This window comes from Pseudomonas sp. 58(2021), from assembly GCF_017491585.1.
Taxonomy (GTDB): domain Bacteria; phylum Pseudomonadota; class Gammaproteobacteria; order Pseudomonadales; family Pseudomonadaceae; genus Aquipseudomonas; species Aquipseudomonas fluorescens_BT.
Genome location: NZ_JAFGYZ010000021.1, coordinates 27,564 through 50,597, shown reverse-complemented (window position 1 = coordinate 50,597; position 23,034 = coordinate 27,564). Strand labels below are relative to the sequence as shown.

Annotated in this window: 20 protein-coding genes; 10 read left to right on the top strand and 10 right to left on the bottom strand. The window is 58.3% G+C overall.

Going from position 1 to position 23,034, the window contains the following annotated elements:
* Positions 1 to 221 precede the first annotated feature (221 nt).
* The 3 genes from J5M72_RS22320 (at position 222) to J5M72_RS22310 (ending at position 3,443) form a co-directional block, all read left to right on the top strand.
* Positions 222 to 575, top strand: a complete 354-nt coding sequence (locus J5M72_RS22320) for a hypothetical protein (protein ID WP_207867119.1) — start codon at positions 222 to 224, stop codon at positions 573 to 575.
* A gap of 132 nt (positions 576 to 707) precedes the next feature.
* Complete coding sequence (locus J5M72_RS22315; RefSeq protein ID WP_207867118.1) at positions 708 to 1,451, top strand: hypothetical protein; 744 nt, start codon at positions 708 to 710, stop codon at positions 1,449 to 1,451.
* Positions 1,452 to 1,523: 72 nt separating this feature from the next.
* Positions 1,524 to 3,443 carry an alkaline phosphatase D family protein gene (locus J5M72_RS22310; RefSeq protein ID WP_207867117.1) on the top strand — a complete coding sequence of 640 codons (1,920 nt, stop codon included), beginning with the start codon at positions 1,524 to 1,526 and terminating at the stop codon, positions 3,441 to 3,443.
* Between the two features lie 89 nt (positions 3,444 to 3,532).
* On the opposite strand, the gene J5M72_RS22305 is transcribed toward J5M72_RS22310, so the two are convergent.
* The gene (locus J5M72_RS22305) at positions 3,533 to 4,708 is read right to left on the bottom strand and encodes an aspartate aminotransferase family protein (RefSeq protein WP_169431807.1); all 1,176 of its coding nucleotides are present in this window, start codon (positions 4,706 to 4,708) and stop codon (positions 3,533 to 3,535) included.
* A gap of 102 nt (positions 4,709 to 4,810) precedes the next feature.
* On the opposite strand from J5M72_RS22305, the gene J5M72_RS22300 reads away from it, so the two are divergent.
* The 4 genes from J5M72_RS22300 to J5M72_RS22285 all read left to right on the top strand — a co-directional run bounded on the left by J5M72_RS22300 (position 4,811) and on the right by J5M72_RS22285 (position 9,212).
* A complete protein-coding gene (locus J5M72_RS22300; protein WP_169431808.1) occupies positions 4,811 to 5,716 on the top strand; it encodes a LysR family transcriptional regulator in 906 nt (301 codons plus the stop codon).
* Between the two features lie 281 nt (positions 5,717 to 5,997).
* Positions 5,998 to 7,479: an MBOAT family protein gene (locus J5M72_RS22295; protein WP_207867116.1), complete on the top strand. Its 1,482-nt coding sequence runs from the start codon at positions 5,998 to 6,000 to the stop codon at positions 7,477 to 7,479.
* A gap of 11 nt (positions 7,480 to 7,490) precedes the next feature.
* Positions 7,491 to 8,618, top strand: a complete 1,128-nt coding sequence (locus J5M72_RS22290; RefSeq protein ID WP_207867115.1) for a hypothetical protein — start codon at positions 7,491 to 7,493, stop codon at positions 8,616 to 8,618.
* A 78-nt stretch (positions 8,619 to 8,696) separates the two neighbouring features.
* Positions 8,697 to 9,212 carry a hypothetical protein gene (locus J5M72_RS22285; protein WP_207867114.1) on the top strand — a complete coding sequence of 172 codons (516 nt, stop codon included), beginning with the start codon at positions 8,697 to 8,699 and terminating at the stop codon, positions 9,210 to 9,212.
* Positions 9,213 to 9,219: 7 nt separating this feature from the next.
* Here the strand turns inward: J5M72_RS22285 and msrA are convergent, their stop codons facing one another.
* The 3 genes from msrA to msrB are packed head-to-tail and all read right to left on the bottom strand — an operon-like array spanning position 9,220 to position 12,310.
* On the bottom strand, positions 9,220 to 9,924 hold the full coding sequence (gene msrA, locus J5M72_RS22280; protein ID WP_169431812.1) for a peptide-methionine (S)-S-oxide reductase MsrA: 705 nt from the start codon (positions 9,922 to 9,924) through the stop codon (positions 9,220 to 9,222).
* A 15-nt stretch (positions 9,925 to 9,939) separates the two neighbouring features.
* Positions 9,940 to 11,748 carry a cytochrome c biogenesis protein DipZ gene (locus J5M72_RS22275; RefSeq protein WP_207867113.1) on the bottom strand — a complete coding sequence of 603 codons (1,809 nt, stop codon included), beginning with the start codon at positions 11,746 to 11,748 and terminating at the stop codon, positions 9,940 to 9,942.
* Positions 11,749 to 11,791: 43 nt separating this feature from the next.
* The gene (gene msrB / locus J5M72_RS22270; RefSeq protein WP_169431814.1) at positions 11,792 to 12,310 is read right to left on the bottom strand and encodes a peptide-methionine (R)-S-oxide reductase MsrB; all 519 of its coding nucleotides are present in this window, start codon (positions 12,308 to 12,310) and stop codon (positions 11,792 to 11,794) included.
* Between the two features lie 151 nt (positions 12,311 to 12,461).
* Between msrB and J5M72_RS22265 the strand changes: the two genes are divergently transcribed.
* The 3 genes from J5M72_RS22265 (at position 12,462) to J5M72_RS22255 (ending at position 15,515) form a co-directional block, all read left to right on the top strand.
* The gene (locus tag J5M72_RS22265; RefSeq protein WP_096822804.1) at positions 12,462 to 13,178 is read left to right on the top strand and encodes a response regulator transcription factor; all 717 of its coding nucleotides are present in this window, start codon (positions 12,462 to 12,464) and stop codon (positions 13,176 to 13,178) included.
* Entirely contained in the window at positions 13,175 to 14,695 is a 1,521-nt protein-coding gene (locus tag J5M72_RS22260) for a HAMP domain-containing sensor histidine kinase (protein WP_207867112.1), read from the top strand. Before J5M72_RS22265 ends, J5M72_RS22260 begins: the two co-directional genes overlap by 4 nt.
* Before the next feature lie 115 nt (positions 14,696 to 14,810).
* The gene (locus tag J5M72_RS22255; protein WP_169431816.1) at positions 14,811 to 15,515 is read left to right on the top strand and encodes a hypothetical protein; all 705 of its coding nucleotides are present in this window, start codon (positions 14,811 to 14,813) and stop codon (positions 15,513 to 15,515) included.
* A 72-nt stretch (positions 15,516 to 15,587) separates the two neighbouring features.
* Here the strand turns inward: J5M72_RS22255 and J5M72_RS22250 are convergent, their stop codons facing one another.
* From J5M72_RS22250 to J5M72_RS22225, 6 genes are all read right to left on the bottom strand, one after another.
* Positions 15,588 to 16,313, bottom strand: coding sequence for a phosphocholine cytidylyltransferase family protein (locus J5M72_RS22250; RefSeq protein WP_207867111.1), 726 nt, complete (start codon positions 16,311 to 16,313; stop codon positions 15,588 to 15,590).
* Positions 16,310 to 16,912: a gamma-glutamyl-gamma-aminobutyrate hydrolase family protein gene (locus J5M72_RS22245; protein ID WP_207867110.1), complete on the bottom strand. Its 603-nt coding sequence runs from the start codon at positions 16,910 to 16,912 to the stop codon at positions 16,310 to 16,312. The genes J5M72_RS22250 and J5M72_RS22245 overlap by 4 nt, the downstream gene beginning before the upstream one ends.
* Complete coding sequence (locus J5M72_RS22240) at positions 16,909 to 19,269, bottom strand: PEP/pyruvate-binding domain-containing protein (RefSeq protein ID WP_207867109.1); 2,361 nt, start codon at positions 19,267 to 19,269, stop codon at positions 16,909 to 16,911. The genes J5M72_RS22245 and J5M72_RS22240 overlap by 4 nt, the downstream gene beginning before the upstream one ends.
* Before the next feature lie 77 nt (positions 19,270 to 19,346).
* Positions 19,347 to 20,657 (bottom strand): ATP-grasp domain-containing protein, encoded by a 1,311-nt coding sequence (locus J5M72_RS22235; protein ID WP_169431820.1) that lies wholly within the window; start codon positions 20,655 to 20,657, stop codon positions 19,347 to 19,349.
* An 18-nt stretch (positions 20,658 to 20,675) separates the two neighbouring features.
* Entirely contained in the window at positions 20,676 to 21,293 is a 618-nt protein-coding gene (locus J5M72_RS22230; protein ID WP_169431821.1) for a CDP-alcohol phosphatidyltransferase family protein, read from the bottom strand.
* Positions 21,294 to 21,325: 32 nt separating this feature from the next.
* Complete coding sequence (locus tag J5M72_RS22225) at positions 21,326 to 22,519, bottom strand: MFS transporter (protein ID WP_169431822.1); 1,194 nt, start codon at positions 22,517 to 22,519, stop codon at positions 21,326 to 21,328.
* Between the last annotated feature and the right edge of the window lie 515 nt (positions 22,520 to 23,034).

The following is a 23,034-nucleotide window of genomic DNA, read 5'->3' as shown; positions in this document are numbered from 1 at the left end:
CTAGGATTTGACGTATCGCACGGCTCGGCAATGTCGGCCGCCACGCCAGTCGACCTTGATCATCAATGTCTTCAGATGCGCTTCGCCAGAAATGCCAGGCACGTGTAGTCCATTGCGCAGCTGAAGAAAGTGGCGCGACGCTACTATTTTGCTATCTTGCCATCCACTGCCGGGCGGGGCGCAAAGAACCTGACCGGTACTGACTCAAATGGAAGGATTCGATGGACTTTGCGTTTTGTCTTTTAGCCTGGGCGGCCATGTGGGTGTGGGTCGTCCAGCAGCGTGGTAGCTGGAACCTGTTTCTCGCCAACCTGCTGGGCGCTGTCAGCGGTCTGGTGGTGGGACTGGTGGTCTCGGAGTTTTACATCGGCCTGTTCGGGTCGACCCGGCCACACGTATCCGGGCTGACGGGTACATTGCTGGAAATGATGACAACCGCCGCGGCACTGATCGGCGTGTGGATGCTGGTCGCGCGACGCTCGCAAGTCGAGCCCGTCATTGCGCGGCAGCTTCTGGCAGGCCTTTGTGGCACGGTGGCCGGTATTACAGCCCTGGCGTTTTTTGCACTCAAGTAATCTGTATCGACACGGAGCATGAAGGTTCTCGTGGCACCAGAAATCTATTTTGATATCTTGCCGTCCACCGTCAGGACTCATTCTCCACGACGCACTGTTTTCAGGTTTTTGCAGGTTTAAGGAAAGGATCGAATGGAGTTTCTGCGTTTTCTGGCATTTGTCGCAGCCTGGGGTTTCATGTGGCGCTGGGTGGTAAAAAACCGCGGCAGCTGGAATCTGTTTTACGGCAACCTGGTCGGTGCAGCGGGCGGTTTTATTGTGGCGCTGGTGGTGTTGTCGATCACTTTTTCACTGTTCCCTTCGGCGCATCGTTACGAAGCGGCGCAGACTGAAAACGTGGTGGCGCAGGACGCCGAGCCGACGTCGTTGCTGCCGGAAGCCGAGTCGGCTGCAAGCCCCGCTGCGCTGAAAGACGCGCCAGTGTTTGCCGCTATCGAGCCGGACGACAAACCCTCTCTACCAGATTCGGCATTGCTGCCGAACTACGCCAGTCGGGCGCCGAAGACGATGTCGGTGCAAACCGTGATTGACCGGAGTGACGACCAGGGACGCAAGGCCCTGACAGCCCTGAGCAAAAAACTGCGCAACGACGCGCAGGGCGACAAGTCGATGCTCGCGTATGTCATGTGCAGCCCGTTCGTGACCAGTACCTTGCGCTTCCCCGCTTCTGCGCGGTTTGCCGATAGCAAGAGCCTCACCCCGCAACGATTCAAGGAACAGGTCTACACCTTCAGCAACACCGTCACCGCGCGGAACATGAATGGCGACGACGTCACTTACCGTTTCGACTGCTCCGTGCAAGAACAACCAAGCGTCGACGCGACGCCTGCCGAATGGCGCCTGTTGGCGCTGAAGCTGCAAAAGGTGGACTCTTAAGCCTCGCTTAAGGGTTGAAAGCACAGGCTGAGCTATTATCGCCAGCCTGTACGACCTGAGTTTTGCCCTCCGATGTCTCAAACTTCTGTTGACCTGACTGCGCTGCCTCCGGTGCTGGCCGGCCCCCTGCTGCGACGGCTGGAGCCGACTCGCGTAGTGCTTTGGCTGGTCGGCAGCCGCGAGCTGGCGCTGACCTTGCGCCTGCAAGGCGCAGGAGACATTCCACTGGAGGCCGGGAAGTGCACGGTCATTCCTGTGGGCGCTCATGCATTCATTCACCTGATAGACATCACGCTCGACAGCCCCCTGCCTTTTGATACGCGTGTCGATTACGACTTGCTGATCGATGGCCGACATCCCGTCGCCGACTGGGCGCCGCATCTGTTATACGGCAGCGCCCTGTGCCCGAACCTTGTCGTGCGCTCGCGGATCGATCAACTGCTCCACGGCTCCTGTCGCAAACCGCATCACCCTTCGACTGACGGTCTGCTCTGTGTCGATCAACTGCTGGCGGCTGAAAACGAGCCACAACAACGCCCTGCCTTGCTGATGATGAGCGGCGATCAGATCTACGCCGATGACGTCGCCGGCCCGATGCTGCGGGCGATTCACGCCCTGATCGAGCGACTCGGCCTGTTCGGTGAGCAACTCGAAGGCGCGGTGGTCAGCGACAGCGCTCGACTCTACGAACACCCGGCCAGCTATTACCACCGTGCGGATTTGTTACCGGCGCTCGAGAGCAACGAGACGTTGCGCGAGCGATTTTTCGGCGGTGCGCGCAAGCCGATTTTCACCAGCAGCAGCGCGGACAATCACTTGGTGACGTTCGCTGAAGTCATGGCCATGTACCTGTTGGTGTGGTCGCCGACGCCATGGACGCTGATCGATCCGCAAGTCCCGAATCTGACGCACGAACGCCAGCAGCGCTACGCACTGGAGCAGACCCGGATCGATGCCTTCAAGGCAGGTCTTGGCAACGTCGCCCGAGCATTGGCGCACTTGCCGAGCCTGATGATTTTCGATGATCACGACATCACCGATGACTGGAATCTTTCCGCGCAATGGGAGGAAACCGCCTACAGCCACCCGTTCTCCAAACGCATCATCGGCAACGCGCTGATCGCCTACATGCTGTGTCAGGGCTGGGGCAACAATCCGGATGCATTCAGCACAGTGCTGGAGAAAACCCGTGGCCTGAGCGCCGGCGGTGACGAACGTCATCTCGACGCTCTCGTGCAGGACGAATTGATTGATGAACTGCTGCGCTTCCAACACTGGCATTTCGTGCTGCCGACCAGCCCGGCGCTGGTGGTACTCGACACCCGCACCCGTCGCTGGCGCAGCGAGATGGCGCTCAAGCAACCTTCAGGTCTGCTGGATTGGGAAGCCCTGAGCGAACTGCAACAGGAACTGCTCGATCATCCCTCGGCGATCATCGTCTCACCGGCGCCGATCTTTGGCGTGAAACTGATCGAGACTGTGCAGAAAGTCTTCAGCTGGTGCGGTTACCCCTTGTTGGTGGACGCGGAAAACTGGATGGCCCATCGAGGTGCGGCCCAGGTGATCCTGAATATTTTCCGACACACCCGTACACCCGGCAGCTACGTGGTGCTGTCAGGGGATGTGCATTATTCCTTTGTCTACGAAGTGCTTATCCGACACCGCAAGGCCGGACCGCGAATCTGGCAGATCACCAGCAGCGGCATCAAAAACGAATTCCCGCCCACCCTGCTGGAATGGTTCGACCGCCTCAACCGCTGGCTCTACTCACCCCGTTCGCCGCTGAACTGGCTGACCAAGCGCCGGCGCATGCGCATCGTGCCGTACGTTCCCGAGCATGCCGAAGCCGGTGAACGGCTATGGAATTCGGCGGGGATCGGTCAGGTGTTTTTCAATGAACAAGGGCAGCCCCGAGAGATCATTCAACACAACTCGAACGGCGCGCCGAAGACCCGGATGCAGGCGCCGGATCTGACGGATTATCCTGATTAGGATTGCGGCAATATCCGACAGCAGATTTACCCGGATGAAAAAATGGCTGCCGAAAAAATCGGCAGCAACTTCAGGCGATCTCGTGGCGGTCAGTTTGCCTCAAGCATCCGCCCCACTCCCCTCACAATCATCCCCACCTCCCGCTCATCAATCGTCAACGGCGGCAGCAGCCGGATCGTCTTGCCGCGAGTAACGTTGATCAGCAACGCGTGATCCCGCGCGGCAATCAGGGTCAGGTCGCGGATCGGCTGTTTCAGTTCGATACCGATCATCAATCCCTGTCCACGAATCGCCAGCACATTCGGGTTGTCCGCCAGTTCCGCCCGCAAACGGCTGAGCAAGTGCTCGCCTTGTGTCCGGGCATTCTCCAACAGCCCCTGCTCTTCAATGATGTCGAGCACCGTACAACCCACCCGACAGGCCAGCGGATTGCCGCCGAAGGTGCTGCCATGGCTGCCCGGCGTGAACAGTTCCGCCGCCCGGCCCTGTGCCAGGCAGGCACCGATCGGCACACCATTGCCCAGGCCCTTGGCGAGGGTCATGACATCCGGAACGATGCCTTCGTGCTGAAACGCAAACCACCGCCCGGTGCGGCCGATGCCGGTCTGGATCTCGTCGAGCATCAACAGCCAGGCGTGGCGATTGCATTGTTCGCGCAGGGCTTTCAGGTAACCCGGCGGCGCCATCTGCACACCGCTTTCGCCCTGGATCGGCTCGACCAGAATCGCCACGATCCGCTCGCCATGTTTTTGCTGCACCTGCTTCAGCGCTTCAAGATCACCAAATGGCACTTTGACGAAATCCCCCGGCAGCTCGTTGAATCCCAAGCGCACCGCCGGGCCATCGCTGGCGGACAAGGTGCCGAGAGTGCGGCCATGAAACGCATTGGCCATGACCACCACCAGCGGCTGTTCGATCCCTTTGCGCCAACCGTGCAGCCGCGCCAGTTTCAGCGCGGTTTCATTGGCCTCGGCGCCGGAATTGTTGAAGAACGCCCGCTCCATCCCCGACAGCTGCGTCAGCTTGCGCGCCAACTGCTGCTGCCAATCGATGCTGTAGAGGTTGGAGGTGTGCAGCAGCAATCCCGCCTGCTCGCTGATCGCCGAAACAATCCGCGGATGCGAGTGGCCGACATTGGTCACCGCCACTCCTGCGACGGCATCGAGGTATTCACGACCGGCCTGATCCCACAGTCGAGTGCCCAGACCCTTGGTGAAACTCAGGGCCAATGGTTGGTACGTGTTCATCAGGGCGGCGGCGGTCATGACTTCAAACTCCAGTGAAGGTCGGTGTGCTTGCAGTATGGTTAGCCACCAGAACTGGATAAACTCGGCAAAACTTCAATCATTTAAAAGCAGGGCTTGATAATGGATCTGTTCCAGTCGATGAGCGTCTACGTCAAGGTTGTGGAAACCGGCAGCATGACGGCGGCCGCCCTGCAATGCGAAATGTCCACGACCATGGTCGGCAATCACCTGCGGGCATTGGAACAGCGCCTTGGCGTGCAACTCCTGCAACGCACCACACGCCGTCAGCGGCTGACCGAATTCGGCACGGTCTATTACCAGCGCTGTCTGGAAGTGCTGGGCCTGGTGCAAGACTCCGAACGACTCGCCGAGCAAACCCTGGATGAGCCGCGCGGCTTGCTGCGCATCACCGCGCCGTTAACCTTTGGTGTCGAACGCCTGGCTCCGGCGCTCAGCGAATTTTCCCTGCAGTATCCGCAAGTCAGAATGGATGTCGTGCTGACCAACAGCCGCCCGGATCTGCTGGAAAGTGGTCTCGATGTCGCGTTCCGCCTCGGCCATTTCGAGCAATCGAACCTGATCGCCCGCCCATTGATCGACTACACCCTGACCGTCTGCGCCTCCCCGGAATACGTGGCCCGGCGCGGCATGCCCCTGACACCTGAAGACCTGCAACAACACGATTGCCTGTCATTCGCCTACCCCGCCGGCGATGACTGGCAATCGGTGGAAAAACGCTGGCGATTGAGTGGTCCGGAGGGTGAAATCATGATCGACGTCAGCGGGCCGATGCTGATGAATACCTCCGCCGGTTTGCATCAGGCTGCCCGCACCGGCATGGGTATCGTGATGTTGCCCGATGCACTGGTGGAACAGGATCTGCGCGACGGCAAACTGGTCACGGTGATTCCCGACTACCAGCCACCGAGCCGCCCATTGCACCTGCTTTATGCACAGGATCGCTATCGTTTGCCGAAACTGCGGCGCTTCGTCGAGTTTGCGATGCGGACATGGGGAAAAAACTGACTACGCTTGGCATCGGTTCAATTGCATTCATCCACTCATCAAGGACTCGATCACCCAATGGAAAACGCTCTGACGGTACGCGATCTTTTACCCGCCTGGGGTTTGAAGCCTCAGTGATTGCGATGGAACGTTCTCTGTGTTTAAACACTCAGCAAACTTGAATGCCATTTCCGAGATGTGTGTAGGAACCGTCTAGACCAGCACTTTCAGTCTTCACGATTACACTGGGCTTGATACAATCCGCCGCTTTTCTGAAAGCACGGACACATTCCAGGCCCTTCATGACCTTCAGCTCCCCAAAATTCTTCCTGATCTACCTTCCCATTGTCTTTTTTGTGTACTTTTTCCTGAATCGCAAACGACTGATCACGGCTGGAAAAGTCTGGCTTGTCATTGCCAGCCTGATCTTTTACGGGCACTGGAGCGTCGCGTATATTCCTTTGCTCGGGCTCTCCATTGGATTCAATTTCATTGTGGGAAAAAGCCTTGCGACCTCCAACCGACCTGTGACGTCTTGCCTATCTAAAAAAGCCATTCTCGTTATTGGAATCGTCACGAATCTGGCCTTGCTTGGATACTTCAAATACGCCAATTTCCTTGTCGACAACATAAACTCGGCTCTTGGTACAGACCTGTTTTTTGTCCAGGTCGTTCTGCCTTTGGGCATCAGCTTCTACACTTTTACGCAGATCGCCTTTCTGGTGGACTGCTACAAGAACCTCGCGAAAGAGTACAGCTTCGTAAACTATGCGTTGTTTGTAACGTTCTTTCCTCACTTGATCGCCGGGCCGATTCTTCACCATAAAGAAATGATGAGCCAGTTTCAGTCGCGCTGGACGCTCGCCGTTCGCCACAGAAACATAATGATGGGGCTGTTTATTTCCAGCATCGGTCTTTTCAAGAAAGTCGTGCTTGCCGATACATTCGCCATCTGGGCGGATGCCGGCTTCGCACAAGGTGCCAGCCATGATTTTTTCAGCGCCTGGGCGACCAGCCTTTCCTATACCTTTCAACTCTATTTTGACTTCAGTGGTTATTGCGACATGGCAATAGGTGCAGCGCTGTTGTTCAACATCTGGCTGCCAGTCAACTTCAACTCACCTTACAAGTCGCTGGACATCCAGGACTTCTGGCGGCGTTGGCACATGACGTTGAGCCGCTATCTTCGCGATTACCTATACATACCGCTAGGCGGTAACAGAGGGGGTCGGCAGCGCTTGTATTTCAATTTGATGATTACTTTCGTTCTCGGTGGACTCTGGCATGGCGCGAGCTGGATGTTCATCATTTGGGGAGCATTACACGGCGGCGCCATCGTCATGCATCGGATCTGGAAACAATGGGGCATGTCGCTGCCCGATCCTGTCGCATGGATTGTTACCTTCATGTTCGTGAACATCACATGGGTATTCTTCAGAGCCGATACCGTTGACGATGCCCTGCGCATACTTCGTGGGCTGGTAGATTTCGACTCAATCCATCAACTCGCCGTCAATAGCGTGCCGACCGCCAATCTTGCATGGGGAGGGATTTTTTCCGACCGTTTGCTAGAGATCCTTCCCGCAGGCCTGGTCGCCAACCTTGCACCCACATTGATGATCGCGATCGCCCTGCTGATCATTCGCCAGAAGAATGCTTTCGAACTCACCGTTCGCAGCGACTTCGGGCATGCGAAGGCGCTCGCAATGTCCACACTGTTTTGCCTCGCGCTGTACACCGGCGTGCAAAGCAAAAGCCCCGTTTTCCTCTACTTCAATTTCTGAGGATGCCGCCAATGAAAAAGAAATTGTATGCGGCACTCACTCTGACAGTGCTGATCATGAGCGTTGTACCGGCGATCAATCTTAAACAGGTGTTCACGGCACAGAGCGACGTGAAATGGTGGAAATCAAAGGTGTTGTACAACATGGATTCATTTCATGCTGTCATCAGCGAATGGATCTACCCCATCGGGCTGTCCATCAGTCCGGGGAAAGTCATCATCGGCAAGGATGGCTGGCTGTTTCTCGGTGACGACTACGCCAATACGATTTCATCGAAACGTATGGGTATGAACCAGGAAGATACTCGGACAGTCGAGAAAGTCGCCCGGTCCGTAGAGGCCTGGAGTCAATGGTTGAACAACAAAGGCGTGGTCGCCTTTCGTATTGTCGTAGGCCCGGACAAGGACTCCGTATATCCGGAACACCTCCCGGACTGGTCGTCGCACGCCCCTGCCAGGCCAACCGATGTGCTGCTGCGTTACGTGCGAGATGATATTTATGTCGATCCGACAAAGGCGTTGCTCAAGGCCAAAGAACAATTTCTCCATCCGCTCTACTACAAGACCGATACACACTGGAACAACGCAGGTGCATGGATCGCCTTCGATGAGTTGCGCAAAAGCCTTTCGAAAAGCCAGGCTCGGTTGATATGGCCGCAGGCTCGGGAACCCTTGATTCTGAAAACTCACGAACGCCTTGGTGGTGACCTGGCCCAGTTTCTGAGGATTCAAGCGTCGCTGACCGACCATGAGACCGTGCTCAATTTCCCTGACGAATACGCACTAACGGTCGAACACCAGGACTTCAACTCCGGTGACATCACATTCGCGGGTCAAAACATCGGTGTCGCGTCTCCGGCGTCACCTCTTTTGGTCAAATCGCCACACGCCCTGAATGCGAAAAAAGTACTTTGGTTACGTGATTCGTTTGGCATGTCAATGTCTCCCTTGATGTCGGCCACCTTTACCGAAACATTGCATGTGTATTATCTGCCGCTCAAACCTGAGGGGCTCGTCTCACTCATTGAACGATTCCAACCGGACTATGTGTTCATCACGAGTGTCGAACGAGATATTCGCAGCGACTTTTTCCAATCAGGACCACCCATCGCCGACGTTGAAGCCGCAGTGATCAATTAGCCAAACAGGAAGGTGCTTTTGCCTTGAGTTCGATAACGACTATGCTCGTTTATCTCTTTCCAGCATGGATGCTGCACGATGCTAACGATTCTGCAAAACACCCCGATACGGGCGTACGTGATTTTTCTGTTGCTGGTTTATTTCGGGATCAAGGCATTTTCTCCCCGCCGTGAAAGCCGTCTCTCGATGCTCATCACACCACCCGCATTTTTGGCGTGGTCGTTGTACTCCGTGAACTTGACGATTGACCCGGTCCTCTTCCTTGGCTGCTGGTTCAGCGCGCTGTTGCTGGGTGGTCTCGCGGCCTGGCTGGTGTTTTCCCGCAAGGGCGTGGTACTCGACGACTCCGCGACCGGGCTGATCATGCCAGGCACCGTGAAAATCCTGATCATGCTCCTGATGTTTTTTTCAGCGAACTTCTACTTCGGATATCAACAGGACGTAAATCCGGAGTTTTCTGCTTCTGCGGATATGCTCCTGCTCAAGTCCACGGTATCGGGTTTCATGTGCGGCCTGATCAGTACCCGTTCGCTGAAGCTCTACTGGACACTGCGAACCCTCGCCGCCCGACAGTCGCCAGTGACCGCACAATAACCAGTGATCACGACCCGCTTTTCACCAGCACCGGCTTCTCCTGATAACGTTCGGCGAACAGTTGCTTCAACTGCGCCACTTTCGGCAGGTCGTTGATCACGATGTATGGATAGGTCGGGTGTTCGGTCAGGAAGTCCTGGTGATAATCCTCCGCCGGGTAGAAGCCGTTGTAGGTTTCCAGTTTGGTCACGATGGGTTTGCTGTAGGCATGCGCCGCATCGAGTTGAGCGATATAGGCCTGGGCCACTCGTTGCTGATCGGCATTGACCGGGAACAGTGCCGATCGATATTGCGTGCCGCTGTCCGGCCCCTGACGATTGAGTTCGGTCGGGTTGTGGGCCACCGAGAAGTAGATCTGCAACAGGCTGCCGTAGCTGACTTGAGTTGGATCGAAGGTAACCTGCACCGACTCGGCATGCCCGGTGTCGCCCTCGCTGACTCGTTCATATTCCGCCGTGTCGGCCGCGCCGCCAGCGTATCCGGAAACGGCTTTCTGCACGCCTTTGACGTGCTGGAAAACACCCTGCACACCCCAGAAACAGCCGCCAGCGAACACTGCCGTCTCGCTGTGTGCCTGGGTGTTCTCATCAAGAGCCGGCGGCGCAATGGCCACACCCTCCTCGGCGCCGAAAGAAAATGCCGAGCATTGACCGATCACCCCGGCCGCTGCGACGCCCAGCAACAGACGACGCCAGATAATTCGAGTTTTCATGTCGCGCACTCCTGATCAGCCGAAGGTAAAGGCGTAGGCCGACACGCCCGGATCGAGAAACTCGATACTGAAGGTTCGATCCTTCACCCCATCGTTTTGCCGCACCAATTGATACAAACGCTGCTCGGTTACCCGACCACTGCCGTCAGGCGCCACATCGACTCCGTGGGCATCGCCGGGTGCCTGACCATCGATGGTCACCTTGAAACGCACCGGTTTACCGTCCGTACCCGGCCCCAGCACCAGATGCAGGTCACGGGCATGGAACCGGTAAACGATACGACTGGCTGGCGCACTGGCGGTGGCGCGCTCGGCACCGACCGCCCATTGCCCGCCCAGACTCCAGTCATTCAGGGCCAGGTTGGTCGGCGTCGTGTAAGCCGCCACCTTGTCAGGCACGAGGCTGGTCTCCGGTACGAAATGTTCCGCGCGCTGGTAGCCGACGTAGGTTTCCGGCGACAGCACCTGATTCATGTCCGGCGCCATCTGCACGCCTTGTGCATCGGCATTGATCAAACCGTCGGCGACGGTTTTCGCACCGGCCTCACGCAGCAGTTGCTGGATGACGCGTTCCGATTCGGCGTAGTCTCCTTCGCCAAAGTGGTGGTAACGAATGCGCCCCTGTGCGTCGGCAAAGTAATGCGCCGGCCAGTATTCATTGCTGAAAGCACGCCAGATCCTGTAGTCGTTATCGACGGCAACCGGGTAGTTGATACCCAGTTCCTTCATGGCTTTGGTGACGTTGCCTACGTCACGCTCGAAGGCGAATTCCGGTGCGTGCACGCCGATCACCACCAGGCCCTGATCCTTGTACTTCTTGGCCCAGGCTTTGACATAAGGCAGCGTGCGCAGGCAGTTGATGCAGGAGTAGGTCCAGAAATCCACCAGCACCACTTTGCCCTTCAATGCCTGTGCATCCAGGGGGGCGGAGTTAAGCCATTGCACGGCGCCATCGAGCGGCGGCAGCTGACCTTCGACCGGCAAAGAGCCCGGCGCCTTGGCAGCCATTTTCATCGCGCCACCGGCGGCCATCATGCTGCTGTTCGCCGCATCATCCGCAGCGGGAATCTGCGCCATCATCGTGCCGTTGCTTTGAGGGGATTTTCCCGCGAGCTTGCCGACCAGTGCCTGTTCCAGACCGCCGGTGGAGGCCGTCGAGACCCGTGCCAGAATCCCGGTATCGAGGCCCAGCGCGATGGCGGCCACACCGGCCAGCATCGCAGCGCCGAGCCCGCGGCGGATCCACTCGCCAGTGCCGATCGAACGCTTCATCAGCGCAAAAACCTTACCGCCCAGCAGCAGCGCCGCAGCCAGCGACGTAGCCGCGCCCGCCGCGTAGGCGAGCAACAACAGCGTGGTGGCGATGCTTGCCCCTTGCAGTGCGGCTCCGGTCAGAATCAAGCCGAGGATTGGCCCGGCGCACGGTGCCCAGAGCAGCCCGGTGGCGACACCGATCAGAAACGACGCGCCGGGACGCGGACGATTGTCCCGGCCGGCGGCCTCCGACAGGCGACTGCCGGCGGACACCAGCGGCCGGGTCAGACGCTCGGCCAGATGCGGCAGCAGCAAGGTCAGCCCGAACAGTGCAACGAACAGCAACGCGAGCCAGCGACCGTACTGATTGACTTGCACCACCCAACCGCCGCCCACCGCCGCCAGTGTCGCAACGAGGGCGAAGGTCAGAGCCATCCCGGCCAGCAGCGGCAAGCCACTCTTGATAAACGGCTGCCCGGTGCGAGCGAAGACAAAAGGCAGAACAGGCAGGATGCACGGGCTGACGATCGTCAGCACACCGCCGAGATAAGCGAGAACCAAGAGCCACATGGTGTCGTCCTGTAGTGAGTGAAGATTGCAGGCGGGCCATGACTCAAACCGCCACGGGTTTGAAGGTCATGGCCAGGCCGTTCATGCAGTAGCGCAGGCCGGTGGGCTTTGGCCCGTCGTCAAAGACATGTCCCAGGTGACCACCGCAGCGCCGGCAATGGACCTCCTCGCGGGTCATGCCGAAGGAGCGGTCCTGGCGGGTGGCCACGGCGTGTTCCAGCGGCGCCCAGAAGCTCGGCCAGCCGGTGCGGCTGTCGAACTTGGTGTCCGACGGGAACAGCGCCAGATCGCACCCGGCACAGGCAAACGTGCCGGCCCGATGCTCGTTGTTCAGTGGGCTGCTGTAGGCCCGTTCCGTGCCTTCCTTGCGCAGCACGTCGTATTGCTCGTCGGTGAGCAGTGCATGCCACTCGCTGTCACTGTGGGTCACTTCGAAAGCTTCGTCGGCAAGCGCCTCACTCACCAGCGCGGAGCCCGTGGATAATTTTGGCAATACACCCGTCAGTAACGCTGCAAGCCCCAGCCCGCCGCCTGTTGCGAGAATCTGTCGCCGTGAAAACATGGCCGTCTCCCAAAATTCCAGATGCCTGTCGTGGAACACAGCCTAGGCTTGGGTTGATCGCCAAATCCTCACGGGAAGTTAAACAATTCGTGATAACTCGCCCCGAGGAAAACCCGCACAATGCGCACATTGCGCCGAAGGATTGAGCTTCATGGAACAGACCAAACGCGTCCTGGTGGTCGAGGACGACCTGCACATCGCTGACCTCATTTGCCTGCATCTGCGGGACGAACAATTCGAGGTGGTGCACAGCGCCGATGGCGACGAAGGCATGCGCCTGCTGCAACAAGGCCACTGGGATGCGCTCATCCTCGATCTCATGCTGCCCGGCGTCGATGGCCTGGAAATCTGCCGCCGCGCCCGGGCCATGGCCCGCTATACGCCGATCATCATCACCAGCGCCCGCTCCAGCGAACTGCACCGCATTCTTGGCCTCGAACTGGGCGCCGACGATTACCTCGCCAAACCGTTTTCGATGCTCGAACTCGTCGCCCGGGTCAAGGCACTGCTGCGTCGGGTGGACGCCATGGCGCGCAACCTGAAGATGGACGCCGGCAGCCTGAGCCTCGATGGCCTGACCATCGACCCGATCACCCGTGACGTTGCCCTCAACGGCCAGCGTCTTGATCTCACGCCTCGGGAGTTCGACCTGCTGTATTTCTTCGCCCGCCAGCCGGGCAAGGTGTTCTCGCGCATGGATCTGCTCAACGCAGTCTGGGGCTACAGCCACGAAGGTTACGAACACACGGTCAACACCCACATCAATCGCCTGCGGGCGAAGATCGAGGCCGATCCGGCACAACCGGTGCGCATCCTTACGGTGTGGGGCCGTGGCTACAAATTCGGCACGAGCGCAGAGCAACCATGAAACTGACCCTGACGCAGCGCCTGTCTCTGGTATTCGCCGTGTTGCTGCTGGCGTGCTGCGGCACGTCCGCGTGGCTGCAGGTGCGCTCCAGCCAGATGCATGAACTGGAGGTGGTGCAGGGCCTGTCCCGGGATCTGGCGCAGCACATCGCCCACGACACGGTGCTGATGGACAGCAACGGCCTGATGCCTGGCGCGGTGCGCGAACTGTTCAGCCAGTTAATGCTGGTCAACCCGAGTGTCGAGGTGTACCTGCTCGACACCGAAGGGCGGATCGTTGGCAATGCGGCGCCGGAAGGACGCCTGCGTCGGCAGACTGTCGATCTCGCGCCGATTCAGCGATTGCTCAACGATCAGCCATTGCCGATCCTTGGTGATGACCCGCGCAGCCTCGACGGCCGCAAGGTCTTCAGCGCCGCCCCGTTGCAGGTCAACGGCAAGCCGGCCGGGTATCTTTACGTGGTGTTGCTCAGTGAAGCCCATGATCGCTTTGCCGAACGTGGCGCCACCAGCGCGGCGCTGAATACGGCGTTGCTGTCCATCGGTCTGGTGGCGTTCCTGTGTCTGATTGCCGGTCTGACGGCATTCAACCTGATCACCCGACCGCTGCGACGATTGACCGAAACCGTGAGCCAGTTCGACATCGACGGTGCGCCGCAAACGCTTCCTGTCACTCCGAACGCTGTGGACAAGTTCGCCGATCCGGATGAAATCGCCGTACTCGACGCGGCGTTCCGACAAATGCAAAACCGCCTCGGTGAACAGTGGCGCTCATTGACCCGCCAGGATCAGGAACGCCGGGAACTGGTGGCGAACATTTCCCATGACCTGCGCACACCACTGGCTTCGCTGCACGGTTATCTGGAAACCCTGTCGCTCAAGGACGCCACACTGTCTCCCGAAGAACGCCGCCGCTATCTGGGGATTGCCCTGGACCAGAGCCGCAAGGTCGGCGGACTCGCGCAGTCTTTGCTGGAACTGGTGCGCCTCGAACACGGTTTTGTGCAGCCGATACTGGAGAAGTTTTCCCTGACCGACCTGGTGCAGGACATCTTCCAGAAATTCGAACTCGGGGCCGAAGCCCGGAACGTCGAGCTCAAGGCCCGTTTCAGCGCCAACCTGCCGGCCGTCTGCGCCGACCTCGGGCTGATCGAACGAGTGCTGACCAATCTGGTGGACAACGCCCTGCGTCACACACCGCAAGGCGGCGAAATCGAACTCGGCCTGATGTCACGTGGCCAATTGGTCGAGGTGACCGTAAGCGACTCCGGGCCCGGTATCGCTGCCGAACTGCGCGAAGGCTTGTTCCTGCGTCCCTTCAATATCGGCGGCGCGCGACGGGATGGCGGGCTGGGTCTGAGGATCGTGCACCGGATCCTGCAACTGCATGGACGCGAGATCCGCTTGCTGGATGTCGCCGGGCGCGGGGCGACTTTTCAATTCTCGCTGCCGGTGGATCAACAGGACGCCGAGCGGTGGATCGTCCGCTCGATGAACCTGAATACGCCAGGCAAATGATCTCCATCGGGCCGTTGCTCCGTGACAACACCGCCCCGCTCCCCTAAATTAGTCGGCCTGAAAAAGCCCCCCATGCTTTCTCGTCTTATCCCAAGTTAAAAGTAGTGAAATTTCAATGTCCGATTTCAACACCGCTGAATCCGTAGTCACCCTGTCGTCCAAAGCGGAATACGAAAACTCCATCAATCTTTCACAACACATTCCACAAGCGAAGATCATCAGCGAGATGGTGCTCGACGCGTTCCAGTCGACCCGCGAGAGCGAGCAGATCCGCGAACTGCGCGCCGCGATCCGTCAGGCTCACGATCGCTTCGATGACGATCAGGCCTACGAGCTGATGGGCCAGCTCAAGCGCCTGAAGGACGCCGAGGCAGCCGACATTGCGGCGCTCGAAGACCTGAGCAGCAAGTTCCCGATCAGCCGCATCCTGTCCAGCTTCAAGGACGACCCGGCGTTCCAGGAAATCGTCTACGGCCTGGCTCTCAAGGTGCTGAACCAGACCCATCAGGCCATCAGCAACCCGGGCGGCGGCAAGAGCAAGGCTGCCCGTGCCAAGAAAGATGTCGAAGTGTTCAGCATCAGCAAGGACGGCATCAGCGTGACCCTGCCCCTGCGCACGCCGCGTTCGCGCCTGAGCGTGGATCGTGAAGCGCTGGAGTTCCTCGGCTTCACCTTCGTCGGGGAAGGCGAAGAAGCAGAAATCGAAGGCGAGACCTTCGTCGACAACGCCGGCACCGAACACGCGATCAACCGCAAGAACATCATCACGGCCCTGCAACAGCAGACCGCGTTCGACGGTTACAGCATCGCTGCCCAGTAACACGGCGACCGCAAAAAAAAGCCCCACGCTGTCCGGCAGCGTGGGGCTTTTGGTTTTTACGACGGGCAATCGTCAGAGCTGTGGATAAATCCGCTCGTACAATCGCACATCCGACGGGCAATCGATTTCGCCCCAGGGTTCATGGGTCGGCACTCCCTGAACCCGGATACCCGCTTCGATTGCCAGAGAAAACAACGAGGTCATGTCCACCTGATCGCGCTGTTCGGTACTCAGATCCGCCAATTGTTCATTCAATCCGCGCCAGCCCGCCGGGGTCAGCTTGAACAAGCCCATGTACTGCCCCTGAATCTGCTCCAGCGACTGCGCGCGATGGCCGATCTCGCAGATCTGTCCGTTATCGATGACAAAGCGCTCCATATCGTCCAGCGGCTGCTCGAAGCGTTGCTGCCAGAGCTCGACTGCGCGTGGGTCATAGCCCAGAACGATATCGCCCTGCGCTTGCGTCAGATTACGCACCAGAGCCGGCGAGTAGAAAATGTCGCCATAACTCACCACACACGGTTCGTCGTCGAGCCACGCTTGCGCCGCACTCAAGGACTGGCGAATACCGGTGGTACTCCACAACGGGTTGATGAACAGCCGATCAGCGTAGGCGGCAAGCATGTCGCTGCGATAACCGGCGACAATGCCGATTTCGCTGATACCGCCGGCGCGCAACGTGTTGACCGTGCGCTCGATCAACGGGATCGCATTAAACTCGACCAGCGCCTTGGGCCGTTGATCGGTCAGCGATCCCAGTCGGCTGCCGCGCCCTGCCGCAAGAATGATTGCCTTCATGGTGAAACTCCAAAAACCTGGCGGACCAGCGAAAGGTCGGCACTGTCAAAGGGGGAATTGCGCTCGGGATGCCACATCACCGCGCGGTGGCGGGCGTCCGGATGGCTGACCGCTTCAATCACGCCATCGGCGCTCTCTGCCTCGATTTCATAGCCCAACGGAACGGAACGGAACCCGTAGTCGTGGAACGAATTGACACGTCGGGGCGCACCGCGATACCGGATGTCGTGACTGCCGACATGATCTGTGACCGGTGCAAGTGCGGCGCCAGCCCGCGTGAGCATGACCTGCATGCCGCGACACACCCCCAGCACCGGCAATCGCCGTCGTTGCGCCCAATCCAGCAGCAGCGCTTCAGTCTCATCGCGCAGATCGGCGCTGCCGGTCAGAGCCTGACAGCTTCCACCTCCGGTCAGCAGCACCCCGTCAGGCTCGAATCGCTCCAGCAATTGCCGACTGACGACGGGATCGTTCGGCAGGTACAACGGCAGCACTGCGCATTGCGTCAGAAACGCCGTCCAGCGCTGGTCGATCGCATCGCGCCACTCCTGGCGCGCGGTATCGAACAGACGCAGCATGGTCACCGCGATCAACGTCACGACAGCACCTGAATCCGCCGCTCGGCGCAATCGAGGATCAACCGTTTGCTGTTCAGCAAGCTGCGAAACTTCACGTCACCGACGCCGATGGCGGCGGGAATCGCAAACTCCCTGGCGCGGATCGACATGTGCGAGTTTTCCCCACCATAGGCGGTGATGAAGCCGGCGATGCGGTGGGTGAAAATCCAGTCGAATCCGGGATCGGCGTTTTCGATCAGGACAATGCAGCCCTCGATATCGCGCTTGCCGATGTCTTCCGCACGCAACACCGCGACCGGCGCCTGCGTCGAACTGCGGGTGATGAAGTTGGGGTTGCACGATTCGATGGCGTGAGCCAGCAAATCCTGCGGTTTGCAGACGATCACCGGGGTGCGAATGTTCTGCGTCTGTTGCCAGCGCGTGCGGTTACTGGCGATCTTGTCGCGAATCGAGTCCAGTCGCACCTCTTCCAGGTTGCCGACAAAATCGCCAAGCCTGGCGAAGCTCAGTTCATCGAGACTCAATTCATGCTCGCGCCCCCAGCCTGCCAGCGCCTTGAGCGCCTGGGATACGAACGCGCCATACAAGTATTTGACCTTCTCGCGCGCCGCCACGGCGGCATCGAGGAACTTGAAAAACTGCTCCGCCGACACCCGGAACCGGCACTCGTCGAACGCCTGCTGCACCGCCAGGCGGATCTCGCCACTGATCACCCTTGGCCCTTCGTCACGCTGGGCCCGTTGCGGCGGCGTGCTCCAGTCGAAATACGCTTGCGGACTTTCGTCATAACGCGCCACACGCACGTCATAAGTGCCAGGCCGCACATGACCATGCAGGCGCAGGAACGCTTCTTTGTGCAGGATGCGGAAGTCGTCGGCCATCTTGCGCCCGACCGTGTGCACGCCACCGATCATCCAGTCGGTGAAACCCGCCGGAATGCGCTGCTGGTTTTCCAGCGACTTGATCACCGCTGTCGCCACGAACGCTGCCCGGGCGACCCCGGAAAACACTTCGCCCACGACCTTCGCATCGGCGAGTGCGTGACGCAGACGATGCAACGGATCGACGTTCTCAGGGTCGCGATCCAGGCGCTCTACCTTCTGTTCGATACGCGGCAGTCGTGTCAGATCCGAAAAGAACGGGCCATCGGCACTGATGATATGTTCGGTGACGCTTTTCAGTTCGGCCAGATAGAGTGCGCGCTGCCCGGCATTGAGCCCCTTGAAGGCCGGGATCGACTCGGCGGGCATCGCAGCCAGTTGCGGTGTGAAACAGGTGGGAATGATCGAGAACTCGATCTTGTCGTGCAACGACTGATGCGCCCCCAGATGTTCACAACATTGGGTGACCACCGAGTTGACGATCGACAGCGGCAAACTCGCAGGGATGAACGACTCCACGCTGTAGGGAATGCAGATATAGGGTGAGCCGCTGAACTGATACATCAGCGGCTTGTTGCGCATGTCACGGTAGCCATAGCGGAACCGGGCCGATGCCCAGTTCACGTCGGTGATCAGTTCCTTGTACAGCGAGTAGGCCAAGGGACGTGGCTTGACCCCAATCATCTCGGCCGGGTTCCAGTCCGGCATCAGCCCCAGAAAGGCATGCACGCCGAGTTCGGGCTGACGGGTTTTGCGGGCCAGTCCTTCGAGTAGCACCACTTCCGAGTCGAGTACCGCCTGTAACCCGATGTCCGCCCGCGCATCGATGTTGTCGATGCCTTGTCCGGTCATCGGTCGCACTTGAAACAGCAGCGGCCCGTCTTCGGTAATGGCGAACTCGATGTCCAGCGCATCGCGTTCGGTGAGTTGTTCGACTTCGGCCAGCAAGGCAAACAGCCCCTTGAGCGCTGCCGGTTCTGCAGCGGTCTGGGACTTGATCGCAACAAATGAATGAACGGTGCCGGTGCCGGCCGTCACGCCATCGGTTCCGTGACCGGGCACATAGTCGACCACGTAATACGGCAGGCCGGATTCCGGATCGCGGGTCATCGCCACGCCCGAAGCCAGCACCCCGGTCGCCATGCTTTGAATCAGCACTTCATCGAAGTCACGCGCCTGCCCATAAGAAGCGATCACTTGCTCGATGGCCTGCTGCAGCGCCGGCGCGCCGCAGACATTACCGACCGAGTCGTACATCCCGGCGCCCGAGGTGCCATCCTGATCTTCGGTCAGACTGCTCGAACGCACGATCAAAGGCTGATCACCGAAGCGCCCGACACAGTAATCCAGAATCGCCTGGGGTTTATTGCGCCAGTTTCCCACAGTGAACCGGTGCAGAGGCAGCACACGACCGTTCTGCAGAAACGGGGCAAGGCTTTCCAGTGTTCCGGCCTTACCGGAAAACTCGAAGGGACTGACTAAAGTCATCGACTGCATGTCGTCTTCCATTGAGAGAGGTCATTACATTCCGTTGTGAGCCGTGACGGCCACCGGGAGCCGGGTACAACGACGATTTACAACAACTCGGGGCCGGTGTATTTCGCCAGTTCGTTGCCGTACAACAGCGACAGTTCGGCCAGGAACTCATTGCCTTTTTTCGCTGCGGCATACGGACAGCTGTCGAGCACGATCACATGGCCGATAGTGCCGATGTTGCCGCTGTAGACACTCACCTGCTGGCCAGGAACCACGTGCGCCGTGCAGAACTCGATGGCGTACTTGTCCAGAAGCGGCTGCAACAGACTTGGGTCGTAGCTTTCGCAAATGCTGCCGCCATGACGCGAAGCGACCGTCACCACGGTGCCGGCGGTTTCGATCAGCGAATCGTCGATCTTGATGGTCTCGCCCAGGTGCAGGCGAATGAGCATTTCGAAGGGATCGATACCGGTCAGCATCCGGTACATCTGCGGAGCAACGCTGCCCATCATGCGGGCATTGATTTCCACCAGGCACGGACCTTTTTCGTCACGCAGCAGCTCGACGTGATACAGACCGATATCGAGTTTCAGCGCACTGAAAACATCCTGTACGTATGCCTTGATTTCATCACGCGCGGCATTGTCCAGACCCGACGGCATGGTCGCGGTCATTTCGAGGATTTCGTTGTACTCGGCGCGGAAACGGATGGTCGTCGCATAGCACGACACCACGCCCTTTTGCACGATCACTTCGGCCGAATGCAGCGTGCCTTTGACGTATTCCTCGATCAGGTATTCACGGCTGACCAGTCCATCGATCATCGGGTCCGATTCGGAACGGGCCTGGCGGATGTTCTCGACGAAACCGTCGAAATCCTGCCGAGTAAAACAGATCGCGGAAAACTGCTTGGAGAAACCACGGGTAGGCTTGACCACGAACGGCAGTGCCAGTCGTGGCGCGACACCTTCAGCCAGCTGGCTTTCAGTGAGTACCTGGAAATCAGGTGAGCGAACATTATTGGCTCGCAGCGTTTCGCGCAGACGACTTTTATAGACCGCACCGCACAGATGCTCGTGGCTTGGATAACGGGTACCCAGCCACTCCGACTCTCTGGCCACTGCCACAATGGCGGCTTCAGATGTGGTGATCAGCGCATCGATCTTGCGGGCTTCGTTGAGCTTGACCAGCAGGTCGTGGAATTCGCTACCTTCCAGCGATCCGACCCGAATGTATTCATCGACATGCTTGAGGTACGGTTCGATCTTCGATTGATCACCCTTGACCGAGATGGTCAGGAACGACATGTCGCGCTGGTGAATGAAGGTCACGTAACAACCCAGACGCTTGGCCGCTTCAAAGGCCAGCAGGCCACTGACCGTGCTGTCGACCAAAACAACGTGTTTCATAAGGAACGCTCCATGTAGTTATGCGTTGTGCAGGAGAAAACTGCTCAGAGAAAACACCACCGCGATGAACGTCACCGTAGGAACCGCCTTGAATTTCGGCAGTTTCAGGCTGGTGACTTGCAATACGGCAATCAGAAAGGTCAGCCACAGAACGCTGTGTTCCGAAGCCTTGCCAGCGGCGACAGCCTGGAACGCGAGCGCGAACAGCAGGCCGGAATAAGTGGTTGGCAATCCGCGATAACCGACCGGGGCATTCGGGTCGTTGATGGCGAACACCGCCAGGCGTAGAACACCCGATAGCACCAGCGCAGCAGCGGCCGACACCCCGGGCAAGGAAGGCGACAGCAGAATCAGGATCAGCGCCGGCGCAACGCTGAAGTTCAACAGGTCGGCAAAGCTGTCCAGGTGTTTACCGAAGGCACGACGGGGAGCATCAGCGGCCAGCCAGGTTCTGGCGATGTGACCATCAACGAAATCCAGAATGGCCGCCAGGCATATGATGCTCGCGGCCCAGGACAGACTTCCCCGGTAGGCGGTCACGACCGCAGCGAAGGACAACAATATATTTATTGTTGTCACCCAGTTAGCGAGGTCGAGAAAACGGACGAACGGAAACACCGGCACAATAATGCGCATGACTCATGACTTCCTTGTCTTATTTGATTTGATTAAACGACTTGCTCGGCGGCTCTTGTACCGAACGACAATAACTTTATAGCGAGCAAGTAAGTAACAACGAAAACAATACTGGTGATAAACAGCCCGACCTGCTCAACCAATAATGTTCCGAGAAAGATAGTAACTATCATCCCTGCGTAGACACCCGCGTACTGAACCGATGCGACTAATGGCATGGCATGACCGGGCGTCGCCAATACCACATCCGACTGCAGTTTGAAAAATGCCAGTTCAAAGAAAAAGATATAGAAAAAGTAAGCCACGTAACTTGAAGAGAACCCGCCACCGAAAGCGGCAGTCATCATGAACAATGCACTGGCACACGCCATCGACAACGGCGCCAGCCGATGCCCACGCTTGTTCAGCCTGTAATAAACGATGGCTCCGACCAGGGCAGCGATGCTGTTCACCGCTTGCAACAGCCCGACATAACCTTCCGACAAACCCAGCACGTGGGCAGGCAGCAAAATCCGGGAAACGTTGAAGAAACCCTGATAGACGCTCACGAAAACGATGAAGCTGATGAAACTGTGGCGCAGCTGCGGGGTGCTTTTCATGAGCGCCGAAAAAGTCGCGATCAGCGCCGTGGACGCTGGCACCCCGGTACTGACCGAGCGCTCGGCCCGTGGCAGCAGAAACGCCGCGATAGCTGCGCAGGCAAACAGCGTGGCGGTAATCAGCAAGGCGTGCCAGGGCATCATTTCACCCTTGACCAACGCCATGGCGGCACCGGCAATCCCGCCGGCGATGAACTGCGCCGTGAGAGTCAGCGGCACTGTCGACTCCACGTTCTGCGAATTGAAATAGCACTTGATCGCGACGATCCGCCCTACCCGCTGCAAAGCATCCAGTGCCCCTATCGCAATACCGCCGACGACGGCAATCAACGCAAACGTCGGCAACACCGAATACACCAGGATGGCGACCAGCAACGCCACGGCATTGGATAACAGCAACAGGGTGCGTGGGGAGACGCGATCAGAGAGCCGATAAATCTGCCCGACGAACAGAACCGGCAACACCATCGGCGAAAACAACACGATTTGAGAATACAGCAGGCTACCGGTTTCTTTATAAGTGTAATAAGAAAGGTAGATATAACTGAGCGTCGATGCACAGATGGCGCAAAGATTGATGATCCATATAAGGATCGTCAGTTTTTTCGTAGAGAGGGTGTTGCTCATTATGATCCTTCACTGTGCAAGCTTCCTGCTTGACGGACACGCTATCGTAAAAAACAATACTGGGCAATATCTTTTAATAATTTTGTCATCTATCTCTGAATGAAAAAACACGCACTCTTTTAGTGCGCAAAGTTAGACAAAGTCACCTTGTTGTTACAAAGGACGTGCAACAACACTCAGACCCATAATGACTTATTAGTCGCGTTTATTTTCCCTGGCCAGGCAAAAAGAAACTGCCTTCGGTTGCACTGTTTCGATTCAAAACAAACATAAGTACAACCCGATACTTTCGGCGGTTGCACCCACCCCGTCGATTGCATCTCTCAAGCCCTGCCAGGCCCCCCTCCACCAGACCATTTGCAAAGTGCCAGTATCTGCGGCACTCAATGCCGGTCCCTGAAAGTCACAGGCGCCGGACGGCCGCGACAGCCCACCCGATGCCTTTTACCCCGGACACCTCCATTTTTCCCAACCCTTGAGCACCACGGATCCGCCTGCAGGGAGCATCGAATCAC